We start from the raw sequence: 19,277 nt of genomic DNA, 5'->3' as shown, positions 1-19,277 counted from the left end.
CGGTCAGGTCTTCGCCCACCGCAGGATTTCACCGAGCACCAGATCCGGTGCCTCCAGGTGCGGGAAGTGCCCCACCCCGTCGAGCAGTCGCCACTCGTAAGGGGCGACGACGTACCGACCGGAGCCCAGCGCGGTGCGGGGCAGGGAGGCCGCGTCCAGGGCGCCGTGCAGTTGCAGGGTCGGGGTGGCCAGCGGCTTCTGCATCAGGCGGACGAAACGGTAACCGTGCAGTCGCAGCAGCGAGCGGAACGCCCAGCGGTAACCCTCGAGTGCGCAGAACGCGGCCTGTGGGATGCACATCGCCTCCCGGCACCGCTCGGCGTACGCCTCGAAATCCGACCCGGCCACCCAGCGTGGGCCGCCCCAGCGGCGCACGATCTCGCCGACGGCTGCTGCGCCGTCGCGGGTCAGCACGTGCTCGTAGCGGGGTAGCTGGAACTTCAGCGCCGGCGTGGATGCGGTGAACTGCCCGCGCGGGTCGGCGAAGATCGCGGCGCGCAGTCGCAGCGGGTGCGGTGCCCCCAACACCACGAGCTGGCGGACCAGGGACGGGTGGAACGAGGCGACCGTCCAGGCGACCATGCCACCGAGGCCACTGCCGACGATCGTCGCGGATCGCTCACCGAGGGCGCGGATCAGGCCGGCGATGTCGGCGGCGAGGGTGTAGCCGTCGTACCCCCGGGGTGGTTTGTCGCTGGCGCCGTAGCCGCGCAGGTCGACGGCGACCGCCCGGAAGCCGGCGTCGGCTACCGCCGGCAGCATCTGGTGCCAGGCCCACCAGTGTTCCGGGAAGCCGTGCAGGAAGAGCACCATCGGCCCGGTGCCGGCCTCGACCACGTGGAACCGGCTGCCGTTGGCGCCGACGAAGCGGTGCGTCCACGGCCCCTCGGTGAGGACACAGGACTCGTCGACGGCCCCGCCGCGCTGGTCGGTCATGGCAGACAGCCTAGGACCCGCTGGCAGCGGGCGACCCTGGTGGTCGCGGTGAACAGGGGAAAGCCCCGGGTTGTCCCGGAGCGCGGCGGGGGGAGTCGGCTCGACCAACCCGGTCGCGGCCATCCGGGCGGGTGTCCCACAAAGGGCGACGCCCGGGCAGGTGACCTGCCCGGGCGTCGCTTGTTGGTGCGGGATCAGTGGTCAGCTGAACCGGATCTTCATCGAGGTGCCGTCCTGCTCCAGAACCTTGATCTTGACACCGGTCGCGGGGAGCTTGACGCCGTGGTTCGGCAGCTCCTCGTAGAAGTACTTCTTGGTGTCGTCGAACAGCGGCTCAGCGGCCTGGCCACGGATGTACTGCGGCTGGCTGTTGAGGTGCAGGGTGAACGAGTCGGCCTTGTTCAGGCTGAACGGGGCGTCGTACACCTGGATGCGGGCCCGCCACGGAGCGCCGCTCAGGTTGTAGATCGGGCGCGGGTGCGCGTCGATGTACAGGTTGCGACCCTCGCCCGGGTGGGCGCCCGTGTCGTTGTCCGACCAGCGGGTGTTCCAGTACGAGATGAGCAGGCCTTCCTGGTACGCGTAGTGGTCCACCCAGTCCGGGCGGGTGTTCGCGTAGCCGAAGAAGTACGGGCCGGTCTTCAGGTACTTGTCGTACGAGACGTACGACCGGTTGCCAGCGATGTAGAAGTTGTCGAACAGGCGGGTGTAGGTCGCCCCGACCACCTCGAACTTCGAAAGCGTCCAACCGGCATCGGTCTCGGCGCCGTCGCTGAACACGGTCTGGCCGTCGGCGGTAACGGTGATCGCGTCACCGAAGAAGCCGCCCTCGGAGACACCACCGTCGGTGACGTAGTGCAGGCGGACCTGCGCCACCTTGCCGGCGACCGAGGTGAGCGGGATGTTGATGTCGGCCCAGGCGCCGTTGCTGCTGCCGTCGAGGGCCGGGCGGCCGGCGCCGTCGACGCCGATCGGCTGACCGTTGACAGTGCCGTCCAGGTCGGCCCAGGTCTGACCGCCGTCCGTCGACGCCTCGAAGTAGAGGTAGTCGTAGGTCTCCTCGATGCTGTACTTGCCCTTGAGCGACAGCGCCGCCGTGGACTTGCCGGTCAGGTCGAACGTCCTCGTCATCTTGCTGTCGAGGTCGTCCTCGTTACCGGAGAAGTACTGCTTGGAGCCCTCGAACGGTGCGCCGTAGTTGAACGTGTACTCCCGCTGGGGAAGGACGACGACGGCGGCCTGTGCCTTGTCGGAGTTGTACTCCTGCGGGCCGAGTTCCAGCGAGCGCTTCTGCCCCGCCACGATCACCTCGTAGTCGAGCCAACCGAGCTGGAGCTTGTTCCACGCGCCGAGGTCGCCGCCCCGGTCGCCGATGCCGACGTCGTTCTTGGCACCGAGCCGGCTCTGGGCCATCAGGGTCCAGTGCTCGTTGTTGTTGTCGGTCGACCCGTAGTCGTCCGGCAGGCCGAGGTCGTGGCCGTACTCGTGGTAGAAGACGCTACGACCGCCGTTTTCCGGCTGGATCGTGTAGTCGCGGATCCAGATGCCGGTGTTGCCGATCTGGGTGCCACCGATCGGGAAGTTCGGCGGGCCCACGGGCGAGCTGCTGAACGCCGACCAACGGTGGCTCCAGATGGCGTCCTCACCCTGCTGCGGGTCACCGTCGGCCTGGTCGCCGCCGGAGTGGACGATCTGGAAGTGGTCGATGTAGCCGTCCGGCTCGTTGAAGTCGCCGTCACCGTCGTAGTCGAAGCGGTCCCACTGGTCGAAGGACTTCATCTCGGTGGCGATCTGCGCGTCCGTCCGGCCCTTGGCCTTCTGGTCGGCGACCCACTGGTTGGCGGCGTCGCGGATCAGGTTCCAGGTGTTCGGGCAGACGTTGTCGGCGCAGACGGCGGGGTCGCCGGTCGGGTCGTCGTCGGCCTTCGGGTCGTCGGAACGACCGTAGCGGGCCTCGTTGTACCTGACCTTGACCCAGTCGGTCACCTCACCGTCGACGGTGTAGCGACCCGAGGACTGCGCCTCGTAGTACTGCTTGAGCGACTCGTCGCCCGGGTTGGTGCCGAAGTAGAGCTGGCGGAAGTGGTCCGGGCTGAAGTCCGGCTGCCAGATCGTGGAGTTGTCCACGGCCCGGTTGGGCTCGGGGATCTTGTTGTGCAGTGGACCCTGGAACGTCGACGGTCCGGCGATGTCCGGGTTCATGTCCTTGTCCGGGTAGGACGGGTGACGCTCGTCCCCGAACTCGGCCAGGATCACGAAGATCTTGTCGGTCCGCTCACGCTTGAGCTCGACGTACTGGTCCTTCGTCGCCTGGGCGCCCGCGGCGGAGCGCGCGTTGGCGTTCGTTGCCGTCTTACCGACCTGGCCGACCTTGACGACAGTGCTGCCGTTGCGCTCGATCGGCTTGCTGCGCCCGCTCAGCACGTCGGCGAGACCCTGCTCACGCAGCTCGCGGCGCTTGTCCTCGAGCTTGTCGGGGAGTTCGTCCTTCAGCGCCTGTGGTTCGGCAGCGGCCGGAGCTGCTGCCGGCAGTTTGGGCTGCGGGGCGGCCGAGGCGGACGGGCCGAACGCCAGGCCAGTCGCCGTCAGTGAGAGCCCGAGCAGACCCACTGCGACTTTGCGCACGTGGTACCTCCGGTGTGAGGGAACCGGCCCAACGGGGGTACAGGCCGGTGGGAGATCGATCCCACGAGTGGGACCATTGGTGAACATAGTTACTGCCGGGACGGGTGGGAAGACGAACGCGTCGATTTGTTGCAAGATTTTGTTGGGAATGCTTTTCACCGTCACACACCGGGGCTTCATCAGCCACGCTGACCAGCGATGATCGACCGGGCTCCGTATACAGCGACCTATCTCGATAAATGTGATCGATGTACGACAGTGGGGCCGGCAGCGTCTCCGCCACCGGCCCCACCGTCAGTTCTCGAGCAGTGAAACAGTTACTTCTTTGCTGGGGTCACGTAGATCTGGGCCGACGAGTTGTCCCCGGCAGCCTTCTTGATCGTCAGCGAGACGCCGTAGTTCACGCCGGCGTCGCCCGGGTTGCCGGTGCCCAGCACGATCGCGCCACCGCCGAGGGTCACGCCGTAGAACTCCGGCGCCGGGCTGCCGTCCGGGTTGGTGACCCGGGTGGTGTACGGGGCGTTGTTGCGCGACGGCAGAACCACCGACGCGTCGTTGTCCCGTGCGTAGGCAGCGCCGTCGCGCATCTCGATGCCCGGGTACCAGCCCTTGGCGTCGGTGAACGCCTTCACCGGCGGCAGCCCCTTGAACTTCGTGCAGTACGCGCTGTACGGCTCGTCCGCGGCCTCCAGGCACTCCGTGAACGGGTAGGTCCGGTTCAGCGTGAACGCCGCGTTCGACGACTGCGGGCGGCTGGGCAGGTTGTCCGTCACCGACGGGTCCTTCACCGCCGCCTCGCCGGTGCGGCGCAGCGGGTCGAAGTGCGAGTCGACGATGAGCAGCCCGCCCTTCGCGCCGTAGCTGGGCAGCGCGGTCATCTGCCCGGTGACGTGGTTGACGTCGCCGAGCGCGGTGTCGCGGTACCAGACCAGCATGCCCGGGGCGTTGTAGGAGATCCGGTCGACCTTCCACGCCTCGTGCGAGTAGATGGTGTCGTAGGCGTACTGCAGGCCCTTGTCGAAGCCGTCGAAGTTGCGCCACTCCGCCAGGTAGTACTGGGCGTGCACCTCGGTGCCGCTGGAGACCTTCCAGCCCGCGCCCGTGGTGTCGACGAAGGTGCCGCCGGTGGCCGTCCAGCCGTTGGCGCCGCCCTCCACGTCGTCACTCCAGGTGGTGGCGCCGCCGCCGGTGACCGAGAAGTCGTCGACGAACCAGTTGCGCTCCTCGAAGGCCTCGTCGGTGGCCAGACGCAGCCGCACCTGGACCGTCGTTCCGGCGTACGCCGACAGGTCGACGTAGTCGTGCCGCCAGCCGTCGGTGCTGCCGGTCAGGCCGTACTTCTTGCCGCCGAAGTCGTTCATCCGGCCGTTCGGGTCCGGGTAGCCGTCCGGCGTGGTGACCACCGTGCCACCCTCGTCGTACACCTTCTGCTCGGTCCAGGTCGTACCGCCGTCGGTGGAGAGCTCGACGAAGCCGTAGTCCCAGTCCTCCTCGATGATGTAGTTGTTCCACATCCAGAACTTCGAGTCGGCTGCCGCCGGCACGTCGACCGAGCGGCTCAGCTTGACGTCCGCCCACTCCTGGTCGTTGTTGCTGTGCCACATCTTGGTGCCGCTGTGCGGGGTGGCGAGCGTCGTCACCTTGTCCGGCAGGTCGACCTTGATGCCGTCCTCGGAGTCGATCGGGGTGCGCGACGTCTGGCCGAGCTTCACCTCACGCGGGTTCGACCCGGGGCGGATGGTCAGCGGGTCGGCCCAGCCGAGCACCCACTTGTCCCAGATGCCCATGTGCGTCGGCAGCGCCTGGAAGATCTCGCCGGAGTGCGAGCCCGAGGCCATCAGGTCCCAGAAGTCCACGTCGGAGTCGGCATTGCCGGACGTGTCGTAGAGGTCCGGCAGACCCAGGTCGTGGCCGAACTCGTGGGCGAACACGCCGACACCGGCGTCCTCCGGCTGCACGATGTAGTTCGACGCCTTGAGGTTGGTGCCCGGGATGGTGTAACCACCGGCGACCGTGGAGGAGTGCGCCCACACGGCGTACACACCCTGGTCGCCGCCGCCACGGGACTTGCCCTGACCGGCGTGCACCAGCACGAGGTGGTCGATCACGCCGTCCGGCTCGAAGACGTTGCCGTCACCGTCGCGGTCGGCCTGGTCCTCGATGTCGTAGTCGGCCCACGGGAAGTTCGGGTCCTTCGCGACGAGCGCGTCGATCGCGTCGGTCGCCAGGCGACCCGCGCCGGCCGGGTTGTCCGGGTGGCCGTTCATCGACTGCTCACGGCCGGGAACCCACGCGCCGGTCTCGTCCTGGAAGCAGCGGTTCGCCGCGTACCAGCCCTCCGAGTGCGGCACGGTGATCCACGGGCTGGCCTGCCCGTCCACCGTGTACGCGTTCTTGGACATCTCCAGGTACATGTTGTGCATGGTGCGACCGGACAGGTCGATGCCCTTCTTGCCGTCCGGGCCCTTCAGGTCCGTGCGGACCCGCTCGGTGATGCCCTTCTTGCTGTAGAGCATCTTGTTGTAGTGCGACGGCGAGAAGTCCGGCACCCACATCGAGTTGTTGTCTTCTTGGGCCAGCCGCGACGGGTCCGCGATCTTGTTGTGCTTCGGGCCGTTCTGCACGGTGCCGGGCACACAGGTGCGGTCCTCGAAGACCGTCTTCGGGACCATCACGTCGGTGAAGTCGTCGTTCGCCTTGTCGTTGAACTCGACAAGCAGCGTCAGCAGCTTCGCCGTCTGGGTGGTCGGCGCCTTCTTGAACTTGCGGGGGTTCTGGCCCGTCTTCAGCGACTTGGCCTCGTCCTTGGCCAACTGCCGAGCGGTCACCGGGTTGCCCCGGGCGTGCTTCCGGTCGAACGCACGCGCGGACTCGGCGGCAGGGGTGTAGATGCCACCCTTGCCCTTCACCTCACGGCCGGTGGTGTCCGGCTGCACCTCGGGCTCGGCGTAGTTGATGTAGTGCTCGTCTGCGCCGATCACCGCCTGGGGGGTGCCGGATGGCGGCCGGGCTGCCGCACTGCCACTCACGGTCAGTGAGGTGGCCGCGAGAGCGATGGCGGGCAGCGCGACGAGTAGCCGTCGCCGCGCCCTGGACTGCGGTTTGTGGTTCATGCCGCTCCGTTTCTCGGGCATGGAGAGGAGGACGTTGGCGTAGTCGACCGTCGAAGCGATGTCTGTCGAACTCTGCCAACCTGCGTGAACCTAAAGCACAACTGGCCGAAAGGACAGTGGCGGCCGCCGCCTGTACCCGTTCAGCTTCTCCCGACTCCTCCGACCGACCGATGTGACACCGGCGGGGCGCCGCGAACCGCGACCGTAAGACATGACGGAGGGTGGCGGTCCGCGCGGACCGCCACCCTCCAGTGAGTACGCCTACCGTCAGTCCTCGTCCGACTTCGCGCCGCTCATCCCCGAGGAGATCAGGTCCATCACCGAGGAGTCCTGCAACGTGGTCACGTCGCCGAGCGACCGATTCTCCGCCACGTCCCGCAGCAGTCGGCGCATGATCTTGCCGGAGCGGGTCTTGGGCAGCTCGGGCACCAGCATGATCTGCCGCGGCTTCGCGATCGGACCGAGCGTCTTCGCCACGTGGTTGCGCAGGTCGGCGATGAGCTGCTCACCCGCGTCGCCGACGATGTCCGTGCTGCCCCGGGGAATGGCGAACGCGACGATCGCCTGCCCGGTGGTCGGGTCGGTCGCGCCGACCACCGCCGCCTCGGCCACCGACGGGTGCGACACCAACGCCGACTCCACCTCGGTCGTCGAGATGTTGTGCCCGGACACCAGCATCACGTCGTCCACCCGGCCCAACAGCCAGATGTGCCCGTCGTCGTCCTTCTTCGCACCGTCACCGGCGAAGTACATGCCCTGGAAACGGGACCAGTACGTCTCGATGAAACGGTCGTCGTCACCCCAGATGGTGCGCAGCATCGACGGCCACGGCTCACGCAGCACCAGATAGCCGCCACCACCGTTCGGCACCGACTGACCCTGGTCGTCCACCACGTCGGCCACGATCCCCGGCAGTGGCGTCATGGCCGAGCCCGGCTTGGCCGCGGTCACCCCCGGCAACGGCGAGATCATGATCGCGCCCGTCTCGGTCTGCCACCAGGTGTCCACCACCGGCAGTTCGCCCCGACCGATGTGCTGCCGGTACCAGATCCACGCCTCCGGGTTGATCGGCTCACCGACGCTGCCGAGCAGGCGCAGCGACGACAGGTCGAAGCCGGCGGGAATGTCGTCGCCCCACTTCATCATCGTCCGGATCAGGGTGGGAGCGGTGTACAGGATGCTCACCCCGTACTTGTCGACGATCTCCCAGAACCGGCCCTTGTGCGGCGTGTCCGGGGTGCCCTCGTACATCACCTGGGTGGCGCCGTTGGAGAGCGGGCCGTAGACGATGTAGGAGTGCCCGGTGACCCAGCCGATGTCGGCCGTGCACCAGTAGACGTCGGTCTCCGGCTTGAGGTCGAACACCGCGTGCGTCGTGTACGACGCCTGGGTGAGGTAACCACCTGTGGTGTGCAGGATGCCCTTCGGGCGGGCCGTGGTGCCGCTGGTGTACAGGATGAAGAGCGGGTGCTCGGCGTCGAACGGCTGCGCGGTGTGCTCGGCCGACGCGGTCTCCACCGTCTCGTGCCACCAGTGGTCCTTCTCCGACCACGCCACCTCCTCGCCGGTGCGGCGAACCACGAGCACGTGCTCCACCGACGGGGAACTGGCCACCGCCTCGTCCACGGTGGGCTTCAACGCCGACGGCTTGCCGCGCCGGTAACCACCGTCCGCGGTGATCACCACCTTGGCGCTGGCGTCCTGGATCCGGTTGCTCAGCGAGTCCGCGGAGAAGCCGCCGAAGACCACGCTGTGCGCGGCGCCGATCCGGGCACACGCCAGCATCGCCACCGCCGCCTCCGGGATCATCGGCAGGTAGATCGCCACCCGGTCGCCGGCGGTCACCCCCAGGTCGGTCAGCGCGTTCGCCGCCTGGCAGGTGAGCGCGTGCAGGTCGGCGTACGTGATGGTGCGGGTGTCGCCCGGCTCGCCCTCCCAGTGGATCGCCACCTTGTCGCCCCGGCCCGCCTCGACGTGCCGGTCCAGGCAGTTGTACGCGACGTTGAGCTGCCCACCCACGAACCACTTCGCGAACGGCGGGTTCGACCAGTCGAGCACCTCGTCCCACTTCTTCGACCAGGCCAGCCGATCGGCCTGCTTCGCCCAGAAGGCCAGCCGATCGGCCTCCGCCTCGGCGTACGCGTCGATGGTGACGTTGGCGTGCGCGGCGAGCTCGGCCGGCGGGGGGAACTGGCGCGTCTCGTTCAGCAGATTGGCCAATGCCTCGCTCATGCCGTGACTCCTCATCGTCAGGGTGACCTGCGTCTCGATGGCACGAGGGTAGTCGCGGGGCCCGCGACCGGCCACGGCTGCCCACTCCGTCGCGCCGAGCGGCCCTCGTCGCGCGCCCGACGGCCCGTCCCCGACCGGTCCGTGTCCGACCGGGTCCGTCCCCCGGCCGGGCGTCGTGGGTGGGCGCTGTGCGATGGGCCTTGATCAACACGGGTTCCTTGAAGTCGGGGTGTCCAGGCAAGGGGGACACCCCGACTTCAAGGAACGCGTGGAGGTGCGGTGCCTGGCGGAAGGACGCAGTCCGGTTGAGGTGCCGATCCGGGCGGGTGGTCCGGGTCGCGTTGCGGGCGGGTGCGCCCCGCCGCGCCGGGACGGGTCGTTAGCGTGGCGGGGTGACCACCGACCCGCTCGCGCCCCTGCTCGCGCTCGCCGACATCACCACCGCCGTCGAGCAGGCCCGCGAGAGGTTCGACCAGGCGCTCGGGCACCGGGCGCTGCGTCGGCACGGCGGACAGGTCGCCGCCGAGGTCAGCCTGCGCTCCGCGGTGGCCAGCGCGGCCCTCGAGGGGGCCGTCCACGAACGGGAGGCGGTCCGGGCCGGCACGGTCACCGACCCGGCGCTCCAGGGGGCGCTGCGGGTCGCCGGAGCGCTGCCGGGCCTGAGCGAGCTGTGGCCGAAGGCGCCCCGCCAGGCGCTCGCGAAACTGCACGTGCTCGCCGCCCGGGACCTGGTCTCGGAAGCCGAGCTGGGCCGCCCGGTCGCCGACCCGGTGGTCGCCACCCGGTTGGACGGGCTCGCCGGTCTCGTCGTCGGCGGTACGAAGGTCTCCCCACTGGTGCTCGCCGCTGTCGTACACGGGGAGTTGCTGAACCTGCGCCCGTTCGCCGGGCCGTCCGGCGTGGTGGCCCGGGGCGCCGCCCGCCTGGTCCTGCTCGCCAGCGGCCTCGACCCGCGTGGCCTGCTGGCCGTCGACGTCGGGCACCGCGAACGCGAGCCTGAGTACGTCGGCGCGGCCGGTGCCTTCGCCACCGGCACCCCGGACGGCCTGCGCTCCTGGCTACGCCACTACATGGCCGCCGTCGAGGTCGGCGCGGACCAGCTCACCGCCATCGCAGACGAGATCCTCGCCGACGCCTGACTGGTCCCGCCGCCCCGGACCGACCCGCCCCGGGGTCGATCATGACGTTTGGTGGTGCCCCGGGGCGACCGACCCCGTCCTCGTGAAGTCGATCAAGGAGTTGTGGTGCCCCGCGAAAGGTGCCAACAGGTCGAATACGCCCACCACAACTCCATGATCGACCGGGAAGTCGGACGGGTCTTCGGACAGGTCTGAGGTGTGGTGCGGAGCTAGGCGGTGGTGGCGGCTCGGGTTCGGCGGTGCCGGCCGTACCAGGCGATGCCGATGGCCACACCCACCCCGACCCCCAGGGCCGCCGCGGCCACCGGGACCGCGGGACGTTCGCGCAGCCGCCGGCCCAGCGGGATCGGGTGCCGGAACTCCAGCACCGGCCACGCGTTCTCCGAGGCCAACTTGCGCAACTGCCGGTCCGGGTTGACCACACTCGGGTGGCCGACGCACTCCAGCAGCGGGCGGTCGCTGTAGGAGTCGGAGTAGGCGTACGAGTCGGCCAGGTCGTAGTCCCGCACGGCAGCCAGCTCGGTGACCGCCTCGACCTTGCTCGGGCCGGCCGCGTAGAACTCGACCTCGCCGCTGTACCGGCCGTCCCGCACCGTCATCCGGGTGGCGATCACGTCGGTCACCCCGAGCAGCTCGCCGATCGGCCGGACCATCTCCTCGCCGGACGCCGACACCAGCACCACGTCCCGCCCGGCGGCCTGGTGCTCCTCGATGAGGGCGGCGGCTTCGGCGTACACGTAGGGGTTGATCAGCTCGTGCAGCGTCTCCGCGACGATTTGGCGGACCTGCTCCACCTGCCACCCTTTGCAGAGCGCGGCCAGGTAGTCCCGTGTTCGGGCCATGGTCTGCTCGTCGGTGCCGCCCAGCCGGAACATCAGCTGCGCGTACGCCGACTTGACCACGTCACGCCGGGTGATCAGCCCATCCCGGTAGAACGGCCGACCGAACGCCAGGGCGCTCGACTTGGCGATGACGGTCTTGTCCAGATCGAAGAAAGCGGCACTTCGGCCCACGGCGCGAAAGTCTAGCCGGATGGTCTATCGTCGGCGGGTGCCCGGGGTCATGCCACCCCTCAGACCTGCGGGCTGGCACCACCACCTCCGCTCCGCGTGATCACGCTCACACTCCGCGAGGAGAATTTCGCAGTGAGTGGAGGCGGCACCACTCGACGTGACGGGCGCGCTCAGGCAGACTTGTCCGTACGACGAGCATTCACATCCTCGAAACAGGCAGACCCTCGGCGGTTGCACCCCCCGTGACCGCCGAGTGGTTCGGCTCGACCCCCCCGGAGCCGAACCTTCGACGACCCCCGTCTCCCCCCGACGGGGGTCGTCCCTTTCCCGGGGAGCGCTCCCGGCAAGATGAGACGTGTCTCTGGGCCCTTTGGCCGGAGTGACCAGCGAAGGTCAGCCGGATTCGTTCGACTCGCCCCTCGGGCGCGCGCCTCGCGCCGCGTTAGCCATCCGGCCCGACCCTGGGGCGAAGTTGCTTTGCCATCGCCTCAGAGCGGTCTTCAACCGGGCATTCTCTGCCCGGAGGCCGGCTTCAACGCCGTTCCGCGCGGTCAGCTCGTCGACGACGGCGCGGAGGAAGGCGTAGACCTGTTCCTCGGCCAGGCCGCGTCGCCCGACCTTCGTGCGACGGAAGCGGATTCGCTTCACCTGCTCGGGGCAGAGCCGGGCCAGGCGCGACGCCGCCCGGACGACGCCTACCGAATGCATGGTCATCGCAGCCTCCTCGAAGTTGAAACCGTCGTGTGGGTCTTTCGGCTCGCGCTGCTCAGGCCGGCAGGGGTCTGGGGAGCGGGTGGTATCCGCCGGGAGGCGGTAAGAGCGACCAGCACGATCAGTCGCAACCCAGCGCGTTGCACGAAGATCTCTCGCCGGTCGACCGCAATGCCCGCCCGATCGAGTGAGTAGCCGGACAACCAGACCCAGCCCTCGTACGTCGGCCGGTCGCAGACTTTGATGACTCGGAAGGTCAGGGATCGATCGCCACCGAACTGCACGGACGCATCGTTGCCGACGTGCAGAACGTCGCCCGGCTTTGGAATCATCACCGTCCGCTCTTGATCATTGGATCGGCATCGAAGCAGGCAAGGTGGTCACAGCCGCTGCCGTTGTCGCCAGCCTGGATCTGCGCTGACGCCCTGCGCAGGACGCAGTCGCTACGACAATGCCGCCAGTGCCGGCGTGGTCCGGGCGCATTCGCCGATGCATCCGGATTGGCGCCGGCGCGACCAGGCAAGTGCCGTCCTGACACGCGCGTCTCAACGGTCAGTACATGCACAATTGCGGTGGGTGAGACGTCCATGGTGGAGATAGAACACCCGGTGGTTAAGACCGATCGAGGACCGAAACAGCACCTCTGACGGACCTCGGGCGGACACCATGAGGACCTGCGTTGTGTTCAGGACCTCGCGTAAGTGAGCGTGGAGATAGCCCATCAGGAAGGCGTCGACGATGGCCCGAGATCGCCGCGAACCTCGCACTGTCCTGGAGTACCTGATCCAGTGCAGCGACCGTACGTACGAGGAACTGGCCGACGAGTTCAGCCGCATGGACTCCCGCGCGGCGATCAGCGCGCGGCACCTCGGCCGGCTGGCTCGTGGCGAACGGGACCTGGCCTCATCAAACCCCGCCACCCGGCGCGCGTTGCAGGCCATGTTCGGCAAGCCGGTCGATGAGTTGCAGCGCCCCTGGGCATCCCACCAGTTGACCCCTGCGCCGGCCCGACACCTCATCGTCGAGCCCACCGGCGCCGGCCCGGAAAGGAACCTCCTCGCCATGGCCGCACAACGCGCCCGCCAGTACGCCATGCTCGCCGCCGAAGCCACCTCCCCGGCAGCCATCGACCAGCTCACCGAGGATGTGCAACGCCTCGCCCTGGCCTACCCACAACGACCGGTCAGCCAGATCCTGCCGGACCTGGCCGAGACTCAGGACACACTCTTCACGTTGCTCGAACGTCGCCAACAGCCGACCCAGTCGCGTGACCTGCACTTCCTCGCCGGCATCACCAGCGGCCTACTCGCCAAGGTTTCGCACGACATGGCCGACCCGCACTCGGCCACGCTGCAAGCCCGAACCGCTGTCCTCTGCGCCGACCAGTCGGGCCATCCCGGGTTGCAAGCCTGGCTCCGCGGACTTCAATCGCTGGTCGCCTACTGGGCCGGTCGGTACGCCGAAGCGGTCCGCTATGCCGAGGCGGGACGCGAGTACGCCACCCAAGCAGGCGGCACCTCGGCCGTCTGGTTGCCCGTCAGCGCTGCACGCGCCTACGCCGCACTCGGTAATGCGGAACAGGCCAAGGCCGCCATCACCGAGGCTGAGGACACCTGGTCTCGGGTACGCCCCGACGAGATGGACGAGATCGGCGGCATCTGCACCTTCAACCAGCCCCGCACGCTCTACTACGCCAGCGACGCTCTCGCCTGGCTGCCCGGCGAAGCCGACGCCACCGAGCGCTACGCCCTACGTGCCGTACAGGCGTACTCCGATCGCTATGACCCCGCATGGGCCTTCGGTGACCAGGCCGGCTCCCACACCAACCTTGCGATTGCTCGGGTAGCCAGCCGAGAACTTGACGCCGCCGCCGATGCCCTCGCACCCGTGCTCGACCTTCCCGCCGACCAGCGCATCAACGGCGTCATTCACTCCGTCCACCGTGTCCACCAGGCCATCACCCGTGCCGGCCACGCCAACGACGCCCGCGACCTCATCGACGGCATCGAGCACTTCACGCACACGCCTGCCAACGCACTTCCTCGATAAGGCACCATCAGCACATGTACCCGATCACCATCCCCGGCCGCGTCATCACCCTTCGCGAACTACGACCCGATGACGCGGCCGACGCTTTGGCGATCGTCGGTGACGACCGGGTGACGCAGTGGCTCTCGTTCGACAGCCGCGACCAAGCCGCCACCGTTGCCATGGTTGAAGGGGCGGTAAGGCGTGCGCAGCTCGACCCGCGCATCGAGTACTACCTAGCCGTCGCTGACACCTCAGACCGGATGATCGGCTTCGCCCGCCTCGGACTCACCGGGCACCAGGCCGCCAAGCTTGGCTACGCCATCGGCGCCGATCACTGGGGCCACGGCTACGCCACCGACGCAGCCCGAACCATCATCGACTACGGCTTTCGAGAGCTGAAGCTTCACCGCATCACCGCAGCTATCGGCCCCGACAACGCTTCCTCCATCGGCGTCGCCAAACGGCTCGGGATGCAGTACGAAGGCCGGCTACGCGACCACGTCTTCACCAACGGCGCCTGGCGTGACTCGCAGCTTTACTCGATCCTCGCCCCAGAGTGGAACGACACCGCCGGCTGATTGGCCCAGGTCGCTCAGTACGAGCGCGAGCAGTACTGATCATGGCGGCGGTACGATCGCCGCTATGCGCGACGCCGACACGCCGCCGCAGGATCCGGCCGACCATTTCCACGCCCGCGCCGAACTCACACCTCGCCAGCAGGCGGCCGTAATCCGAGCCGCCGCAGCCGAGGTGCGCCAACGCGTGCATGAGTGGCGCGATTCGTCCGCCTGGCAAGACACACGAACGAACGCTCACCGGCATCAGATGACCATGGCTGGAGTCGCGGCGCTAGACGCTCTACCCGAGCCGAGCACCATGGAGGAGCTCACCGGGTACGTCGATTCCGTCCGACCCCTACTTGCTGAGTGGAGGCCGAGTCGACCTGGTCCCGAGCAGCAGATCTTTGTCGCGGTCGAGCGACTTCGGAAAGCGTGCGGATAGCGCCGACCGCGCGAAGCTTCTGTACGTCCTCAAGGCGGCCCGCAACGGGCCGCACGCGCCGCCGCTTGGGCGCGCGTCCGTCGCTCCGCTGACGCTCCGACTCCGGCCACACAACACGCCCGGCGGCTGGCGCGGAGAGCGGAAGCCCAAGGGGCCGCCGCAGAACGACAGGAGATTGACCGGTGTTGGTGTTGGGCCGGCAGCCGGCCGGGGCCGCGCGGCAAGCACCGCGCGGCGTAGGGGAGGGACATGCCGGCTACGTCGGCGAGCTGGCGGCCGTTGCGGAGGTGCGGTTACTGCGCCGCCGGCGGGGCGCTCGGGCTCCAGGATGGCCGGGGGTCAGTCGGCGGGTCGCGGTCCGTCGTTGGTTGCGCAAGGCCATCCCGCCAACCGACGACCCGGGCGAGCCGAGCAGACCACCGCCCAACCCGCCAGCGTCCGAAGGTGCGTCAAGGTCCGCTTGACGTGGCGGGCCGGGCGAGGGCCCACTCCCCAAGAGGGCGGGTCGACGGCACACGGGATGGACGATACCGATCCCCAGTGGACGTCAGGTAATTTGAGGGTAGAAACATCGGGCTGACGGGCTTAACCCTTGGGCCTGAGGCCGTGCGTCCGCTAGGAGCAGAGGATGTCTTGGTGACCGAAAACCCCGCAAGCACACTGAGAGTTTCTTGGCGTTCGATTGCAATCTGGCTGGCGCTTGCCGGGCTTTCTCTGCTGGGTACGATTATAATAATTATTCCGGTCAGAAATGTCGATTTGCTATCGACAATCGCCTTGGCTCTGGCAATTTTGGCATTTGTGGCGCAACTGCTGATCTTTATCGCCCAAACGGTTTCTGCGTCTCAGCAAAACGCCCAAAGCTTACAAATTAACGTAGATACACGGAGATTCTGGCCGAGATACGGACTCGCACTGTCTCCTCAGAGTCAATCATGAAAGACCAATTCGATAGAGTCCTCGGTCATGCTTTAGGTAAGCAGCTGCAAGCGGTAGCCCAGACGGAAATGAGTTCACTTGCAGGCTCACCTGTCAACGCCGCCGGCCAAGAGGTCGAAGATGTTTCTGGCCGGAAGTCCGGCCAGCTTACGCAAGTAGTCAACGCCTCGGTGGACGAATATTTCGAAAAATACAAGCAAGATCCGCTTCTGTTGTCAATGAGTGCACCTGTCGTGTCGGACAGTCAGGCTATTTATCTGCTGGATAGACTTGACCAGCTTACGTCACTGGCGGCCTGCAACTTGGGCATACGGATTCAAGCGGAACGGTTCTTCCGAGTGATCGGAGAGCCAGTCGGCTGGACGCCCGCCGAAAATGCTCCGATAACGGATGAGCTGGTAGAATTTGGTTTCGCGGAACGCTTCGTTGACGATGCAGGTACGTCCCGTGCGCGCTTGACTGGACTAGGAAGAGATATTGCGCGGTTGTCTGCGGACGGCGGGACCATGGTGCACTATGTGGAAAATACCAAAAGGCGTCGCAAGGAAGACTGAAGGCAGGGATCGAAATATGCGTTGGCAAAGTGTGGCCCAGTTCGAAGGTTTTGGCCACACGTTGGTCGATGCTGGCGAGGTTTGCCGAAGGCGAGGCTGAGTGACTAGCTGGGTGACGATCCACGCGGACGCGGGTGGACGAGCATGGACATTGAGAGGCCGTACTTGCATTTCAGAGCGTACGAGCCGACAGGTCAAGGCCCCGTGTGGTTGCCTGGGGGTCAAGGGGTCACGGGATTGACATCCATAGGAACATCGGGATGGTAGTTTGGCCGCTTTTTAGTCGAGGAGTGGACCGCATAGCGAGTCCGCTCCTCTGCTCATTCGGGTGACCCGAACCGTACAGTCGATTGAAATCCGTACATGATTATTCCGTTCGTTATGATCGTTGGCCCGTAGGCCACGACATCCCCGTTGGCTGAAATGTTGTAAAAGGTGGGTACGCCTGGATCCACGCCTCCGCTGAGGACGATCATTTCGGGCGCTGGGCCACGAGGAGCAGCCGACTTGGGCAAGATGGAGACCATTAGCTCACGGCCGACAGTCGGTCTGTAGTCTGCAATCGAATGGATCGCCTCGGCGATGAGTGTTACGGCATTGGTAACGTTGAGTCCCCGATTCTTCACTCGCAGAAGCTGCCGATAGAGGGCGGTGCCGGCCCCCCTCGGCATCAAGTTGGGGACGAAAACCAGAGTAGGTATGTTTGGCCGCGCCATTTCAACGAACCAATCAAACTGCGCCAATGGGGACGAGAGCCAGTTGCCACCAAGCCGGAAATGGTTAGACACCAGACCCGAGAACGGAGTAGGGTCCTCCAGGCCATTCCTCTTCCACCCAGTAATGACAATGCTATGGCAATGACCTCGGTACGGCCTACGACGAAATAGCTCTGTAAGGTCGCTCGTTAGCCGTTCGAGGCCAGCGTTAAGATCCGGCTCCTCGGCCAAACGCTGAGCAATCCACATATCGGTGGTTTGATTCTCAAGCTCTGCCAGACCTGTAAAGGCGAGGGTCGCACGGTTCTCGTACAAGACAGCCTTGTTGGTGACGTCGTCTCGCAGCTCGGTGGATCCGTCGCCCCGCAGCAGTGAAATTCGGCGGTCGGACACCTGGACCACCACCGTGTCACTTGCCAAGGTTCCGATGAGGGTCATATTGAGGATTCTCAGCTCGTGACGAGGTCGCCGTAATTGTCCATCTGGCCAGAACTGCGGTGCCGCTTCGCATCTCTCGGCCTGGTCGACCTGTGCGGGGGGCGAGACAGATGTGGAGGCGCCAGCAAGATCGTCAGGCACAATGCGGGCACAACTGACGCCAACAAGTGTCGTAAACCGTTGTAAGGCGACGGAAGGCTTCGCCCAGGTCAGCCGACCGATCCGCCCGATCGAGGATGATCGACGCCAGGCTAGAAGGGTTCAGGGTTCAAGTCTCAGCATTGCCGAAACGTTCTCTTATGGATCAAGGCGGCCCGCAAGCGGGCCGCGCCGGCCCCGCCCCGGCCTGCTGGCGACCTTCGGCCGGCATCGGCCGGGCCGGCCGGCCACGCTCAGGGACGGCACGATCAGAAGACCTCAGGGCTCCGCCCCGAACCCCGACCCTGCTCAGAGATGCCGCCGCGGATCACCTCGCCGGGCACCACAAGGGCTACCAGCCTCCCCGGACGGGGACAAGGTGGAGCGCCCTACCGGACGAACGACCTTGGCCCCGTCCGGGGAGGCTGGACGGTCAGGCGACTGCCCGACGAGGAGATCCGCTAGCTACTCGCTCGTTTCGCTTTCTGCCGCTCTTCGATCGCATGGATCAGTTCGCCTTTGCGCATCCGGGCCGTACCCGCGACTCCTAGAGCGGCAGCAAGGCTCTGCAACTCAGGCAGCAGCATTGCACCCAGGCCCGTACCGTTTCGGCGCCGCGGCACCAGAGGTCTGTCGCCTTCGATGAAGGTTTCGCTGCCTCGCTGTACCGGCACCCACTCCCGCTCGACCAAGGTGCCGTGGCCGGGGCCAGGCCCCCCGTGAGCGCCCGCTGCAGCATCCCGCCTCTGAAGGTCTCGGACGGCGTCCAAGATCTCTGCAACCATGTCTTCCATGTTGCGCCTCGGCTTTGCGGGCACCCCATTTGTCTGCTGAAGAAGCTTGCTGACCTGCGCTTCATATTCGCCCCACAGCCTCCGGAAAGACCGCTCTAGCCGCGTTTCCTCCAGCGGGACATCGCACGACTCATTCAGAGACTTCACGAGCTTCAGCATGTCCTCCTGGTCGGTCGCCTGGGTCGATTGGAACTGCGTAAGCGGCCCAGTGACCTCGGACGGAAGAACACCTAGCAGGATGGGGCGAACTCGCCCTCCATCCAAGAACTTGGCTAGGGCACCGGCCTCAAAGTTGAGCCAGGGCTCCCTCACGTTCTCTCTGGTGACACAGATGATGCCCTGGCTCGTCTCCTCCAGACGAGCACCCACCTCCGTCGCCCAGCGCTGACCTTTGCTGATGTCCTCGCTCGACATCCACGGCTCGATCCTGTGGATTACCTCAGGAAGCCAGGAGTGGAGCGCGAGCGCTAGCCCATGGCTTGTGCGCTTCGACCAGCTGATGAAGACGTGCACCGCACCTCCTGCGATGAACGATCCCTGAGGCCGTGCCCGTCGCGTGCCCGATCGAGGAGATCCTCAAGGCGAACAGCGGTAAACCGTGCCGGAGACGACGAAGGCCCCTGACTTGCGTTTTCGCAGGTCAGGGCCAGTCGCTCCCTGGTGGCGGGTAGAGGATTCGAACCTCTGTAGCTTTCGCGACGGATTTACAGCTCACCCCTATCCGCCTGTGCACCGTACAACAGTGTCGCCGCGCTTGCGGACTGCCCTGCGGGCGGCCTCCGGCCGTCCTCGGGCGCCTGCTGTCGACGCCGCGTGAAAACTGACCCCGTGGTTCCGGTTGAATTTTGACCCCTTCCGGAAGCATCGGGAGGTGCTGAGCGTGGAGGACTGGGCAG

General features: G+C 66.7%; 13 protein-coding genes, 1 tRNA gene and 2 pseudogenes. 5 read left to right on the top strand and 11 right to left on the bottom strand.

All coding sequences use genetic code 11. From position 1 onward, the window contains the following. Window positions 1–3: 3 nt before the first annotated feature. The 4 genes from AB0C15_RS24435 to acs all read right to left on the bottom strand — a co-directional run bounded on the left by AB0C15_RS24435 (window position 4) and on the right by acs (window position 8,906). Complete coding sequence (locus tag AB0C15_RS24435) at window positions 4–936, bottom strand: alpha/beta hydrolase (protein WP_357355522.1); 933 nt, start codon at window positions 934–936, stop codon at window positions 4–6. 201 nt (window positions 937–1,137) lie between these two features. Next, entirely contained in the window at window positions 1,138–3,546 is a 2,409-nt protein-coding gene (locus AB0C15_RS24430; protein ID WP_357355658.1) for an immune inhibitor A domain-containing protein, read from the bottom strand. Window positions 3,547–3,878: 332 nt separating this feature from the next. After that, a complete protein-coding gene (locus AB0C15_RS24425) occupies window positions 3,879–6,674 on the bottom strand; it encodes an immune inhibitor A domain-containing protein (protein WP_357355520.1) in 2,796 nt (931 codons plus the stop codon). 267 nt (window positions 6,675–6,941) lie between these two features. Further along, complete coding sequence (gene acs / locus AB0C15_RS24420) at window positions 6,942–8,906, bottom strand: acetate--CoA ligase (protein ID WP_357355518.1); 1,965 nt, start codon at window positions 8,904–8,906, stop codon at window positions 6,942–6,944. Between the two features lie 392 nt (window positions 8,907–9,298). Between acs and AB0C15_RS24415 the strand changes: the two genes are divergently transcribed. Continuing rightward, a complete protein-coding gene (locus AB0C15_RS24415; protein ID WP_357355515.1) occupies window positions 9,299–10,045 on the top strand; it encodes an oxidoreductase in 747 nt (248 codons plus the stop codon). 209 nt (window positions 10,046–10,254) lie between these two features. On the opposite strand, the gene AB0C15_RS24410 is transcribed toward AB0C15_RS24415, so the two are convergent. From AB0C15_RS24410 to AB0C15_RS24400, 3 genes are all read right to left on the bottom strand, one after another. Next, a complete protein-coding gene (locus tag AB0C15_RS24410; RefSeq protein ID WP_357355513.1) occupies window positions 10,255–11,058 on the bottom strand; it encodes an HAD-IB family hydrolase in 804 nt (267 codons plus the stop codon). Between the two features lie 393 nt (window positions 11,059–11,451). After that, window positions 11,452–11,772: a DivIVA domain-containing protein gene (locus AB0C15_RS24405; RefSeq protein ID WP_357355511.1), complete on the bottom strand. Its 321-nt coding sequence runs from the start codon at window positions 11,770–11,772 to the stop codon at window positions 11,452–11,454. Then, window positions 11,769–12,101, bottom strand: coding sequence for a hypothetical protein (locus AB0C15_RS24400; RefSeq protein ID WP_357355656.1), 333 nt, complete (start codon window positions 12,099–12,101; stop codon window positions 11,769–11,771). Before AB0C15_RS24400 ends, AB0C15_RS24405 begins: the two co-directional genes overlap by 4 nt. A 406-nt stretch (window positions 12,102–12,507) precedes the next feature. Here AB0C15_RS24400 and AB0C15_RS24395 point away from each other — a divergent pair, with 406 nt between their 5' ends. From AB0C15_RS24395 to AB0C15_RS24380, 4 genes are all read left to right on the top strand, one after another. Beyond that, entirely contained in the window at window positions 12,508–13,818 is a 1,311-nt protein-coding gene (locus AB0C15_RS24395; RefSeq protein ID WP_357355509.1) for a hypothetical protein, read from the top strand. A 14-nt stretch (window positions 13,819–13,832) separates the two neighbouring features. Next, the gene (locus AB0C15_RS24390) at window positions 13,833–14,378 is read left to right on the top strand and encodes a GNAT family protein (protein ID WP_357355507.1); all 546 of its coding nucleotides are present in this window, start codon (window positions 13,833–13,835) and stop codon (window positions 14,376–14,378) included. Between the two features lie 1,060 nt (window positions 14,379–15,438). Then, a complete protein-coding gene (locus AB0C15_RS24385; protein ID WP_357355505.1) occupies window positions 15,439–15,741 on the top strand; it encodes a hypothetical protein in 303 nt (100 codons plus the stop codon). After that, on the top strand, window positions 15,738–16,295 hold the full coding sequence (locus tag AB0C15_RS24380) for a hypothetical protein (RefSeq protein ID WP_357355503.1): 558 nt from the start codon (window positions 15,738–15,740) through the stop codon (window positions 16,293–16,295). Before AB0C15_RS24385 ends, AB0C15_RS24380 begins: the two co-directional genes overlap by 4 nt. A gap of 320 nt (window positions 16,296–16,615) precedes the next feature. On the opposite strand, the gene AB0C15_RS24375 is transcribed toward AB0C15_RS24380, so the two are convergent. From AB0C15_RS24375 to AB0C15_RS24360, 4 genes and pseudogenes are all read right to left on the bottom strand, one after another. Next, a complete protein-coding gene (locus AB0C15_RS24375; protein ID WP_357355501.1) occupies window positions 16,616–17,449 on the bottom strand; it encodes a hypothetical protein in 834 nt (277 codons plus the stop codon). Window positions 17,450–18,023: 574 nt separating this feature from the next. Beyond that, window positions 18,024–18,204 (bottom strand): annotated as a pseudogene (locus AB0C15_RS24370) (Rho termination factor N-terminal domain-containing protein); the annotation flags it as partial. A gap of 360 nt (window positions 18,205–18,564) precedes the next feature. Beyond that, a pseudogene (locus AB0C15_RS24365) lies at window positions 18,565–18,894 on the bottom strand (TIR domain-containing protein); the annotation flags it as partial. 145 nt (window positions 18,895–19,039) lie between these two features. Continuing rightward, window positions 19,040–19,107, bottom strand: a tRNA-OTHER gene (locus AB0C15_RS24360). Window positions 19,108–19,277: the final 170 nt, after the last annotated feature.

It is taken from the genome of Micromonospora sp. NPDC048835 (genome assembly GCF_040649995.1).
Lineage (GTDB): Bacteria > Actinomycetota > Actinomycetes > Mycobacteriales > Micromonosporaceae > Micromonospora.
Note: the sequence above shows the minus strand (reverse complement) of the source record. Positions and strands in the feature narration are given on the sequence as shown.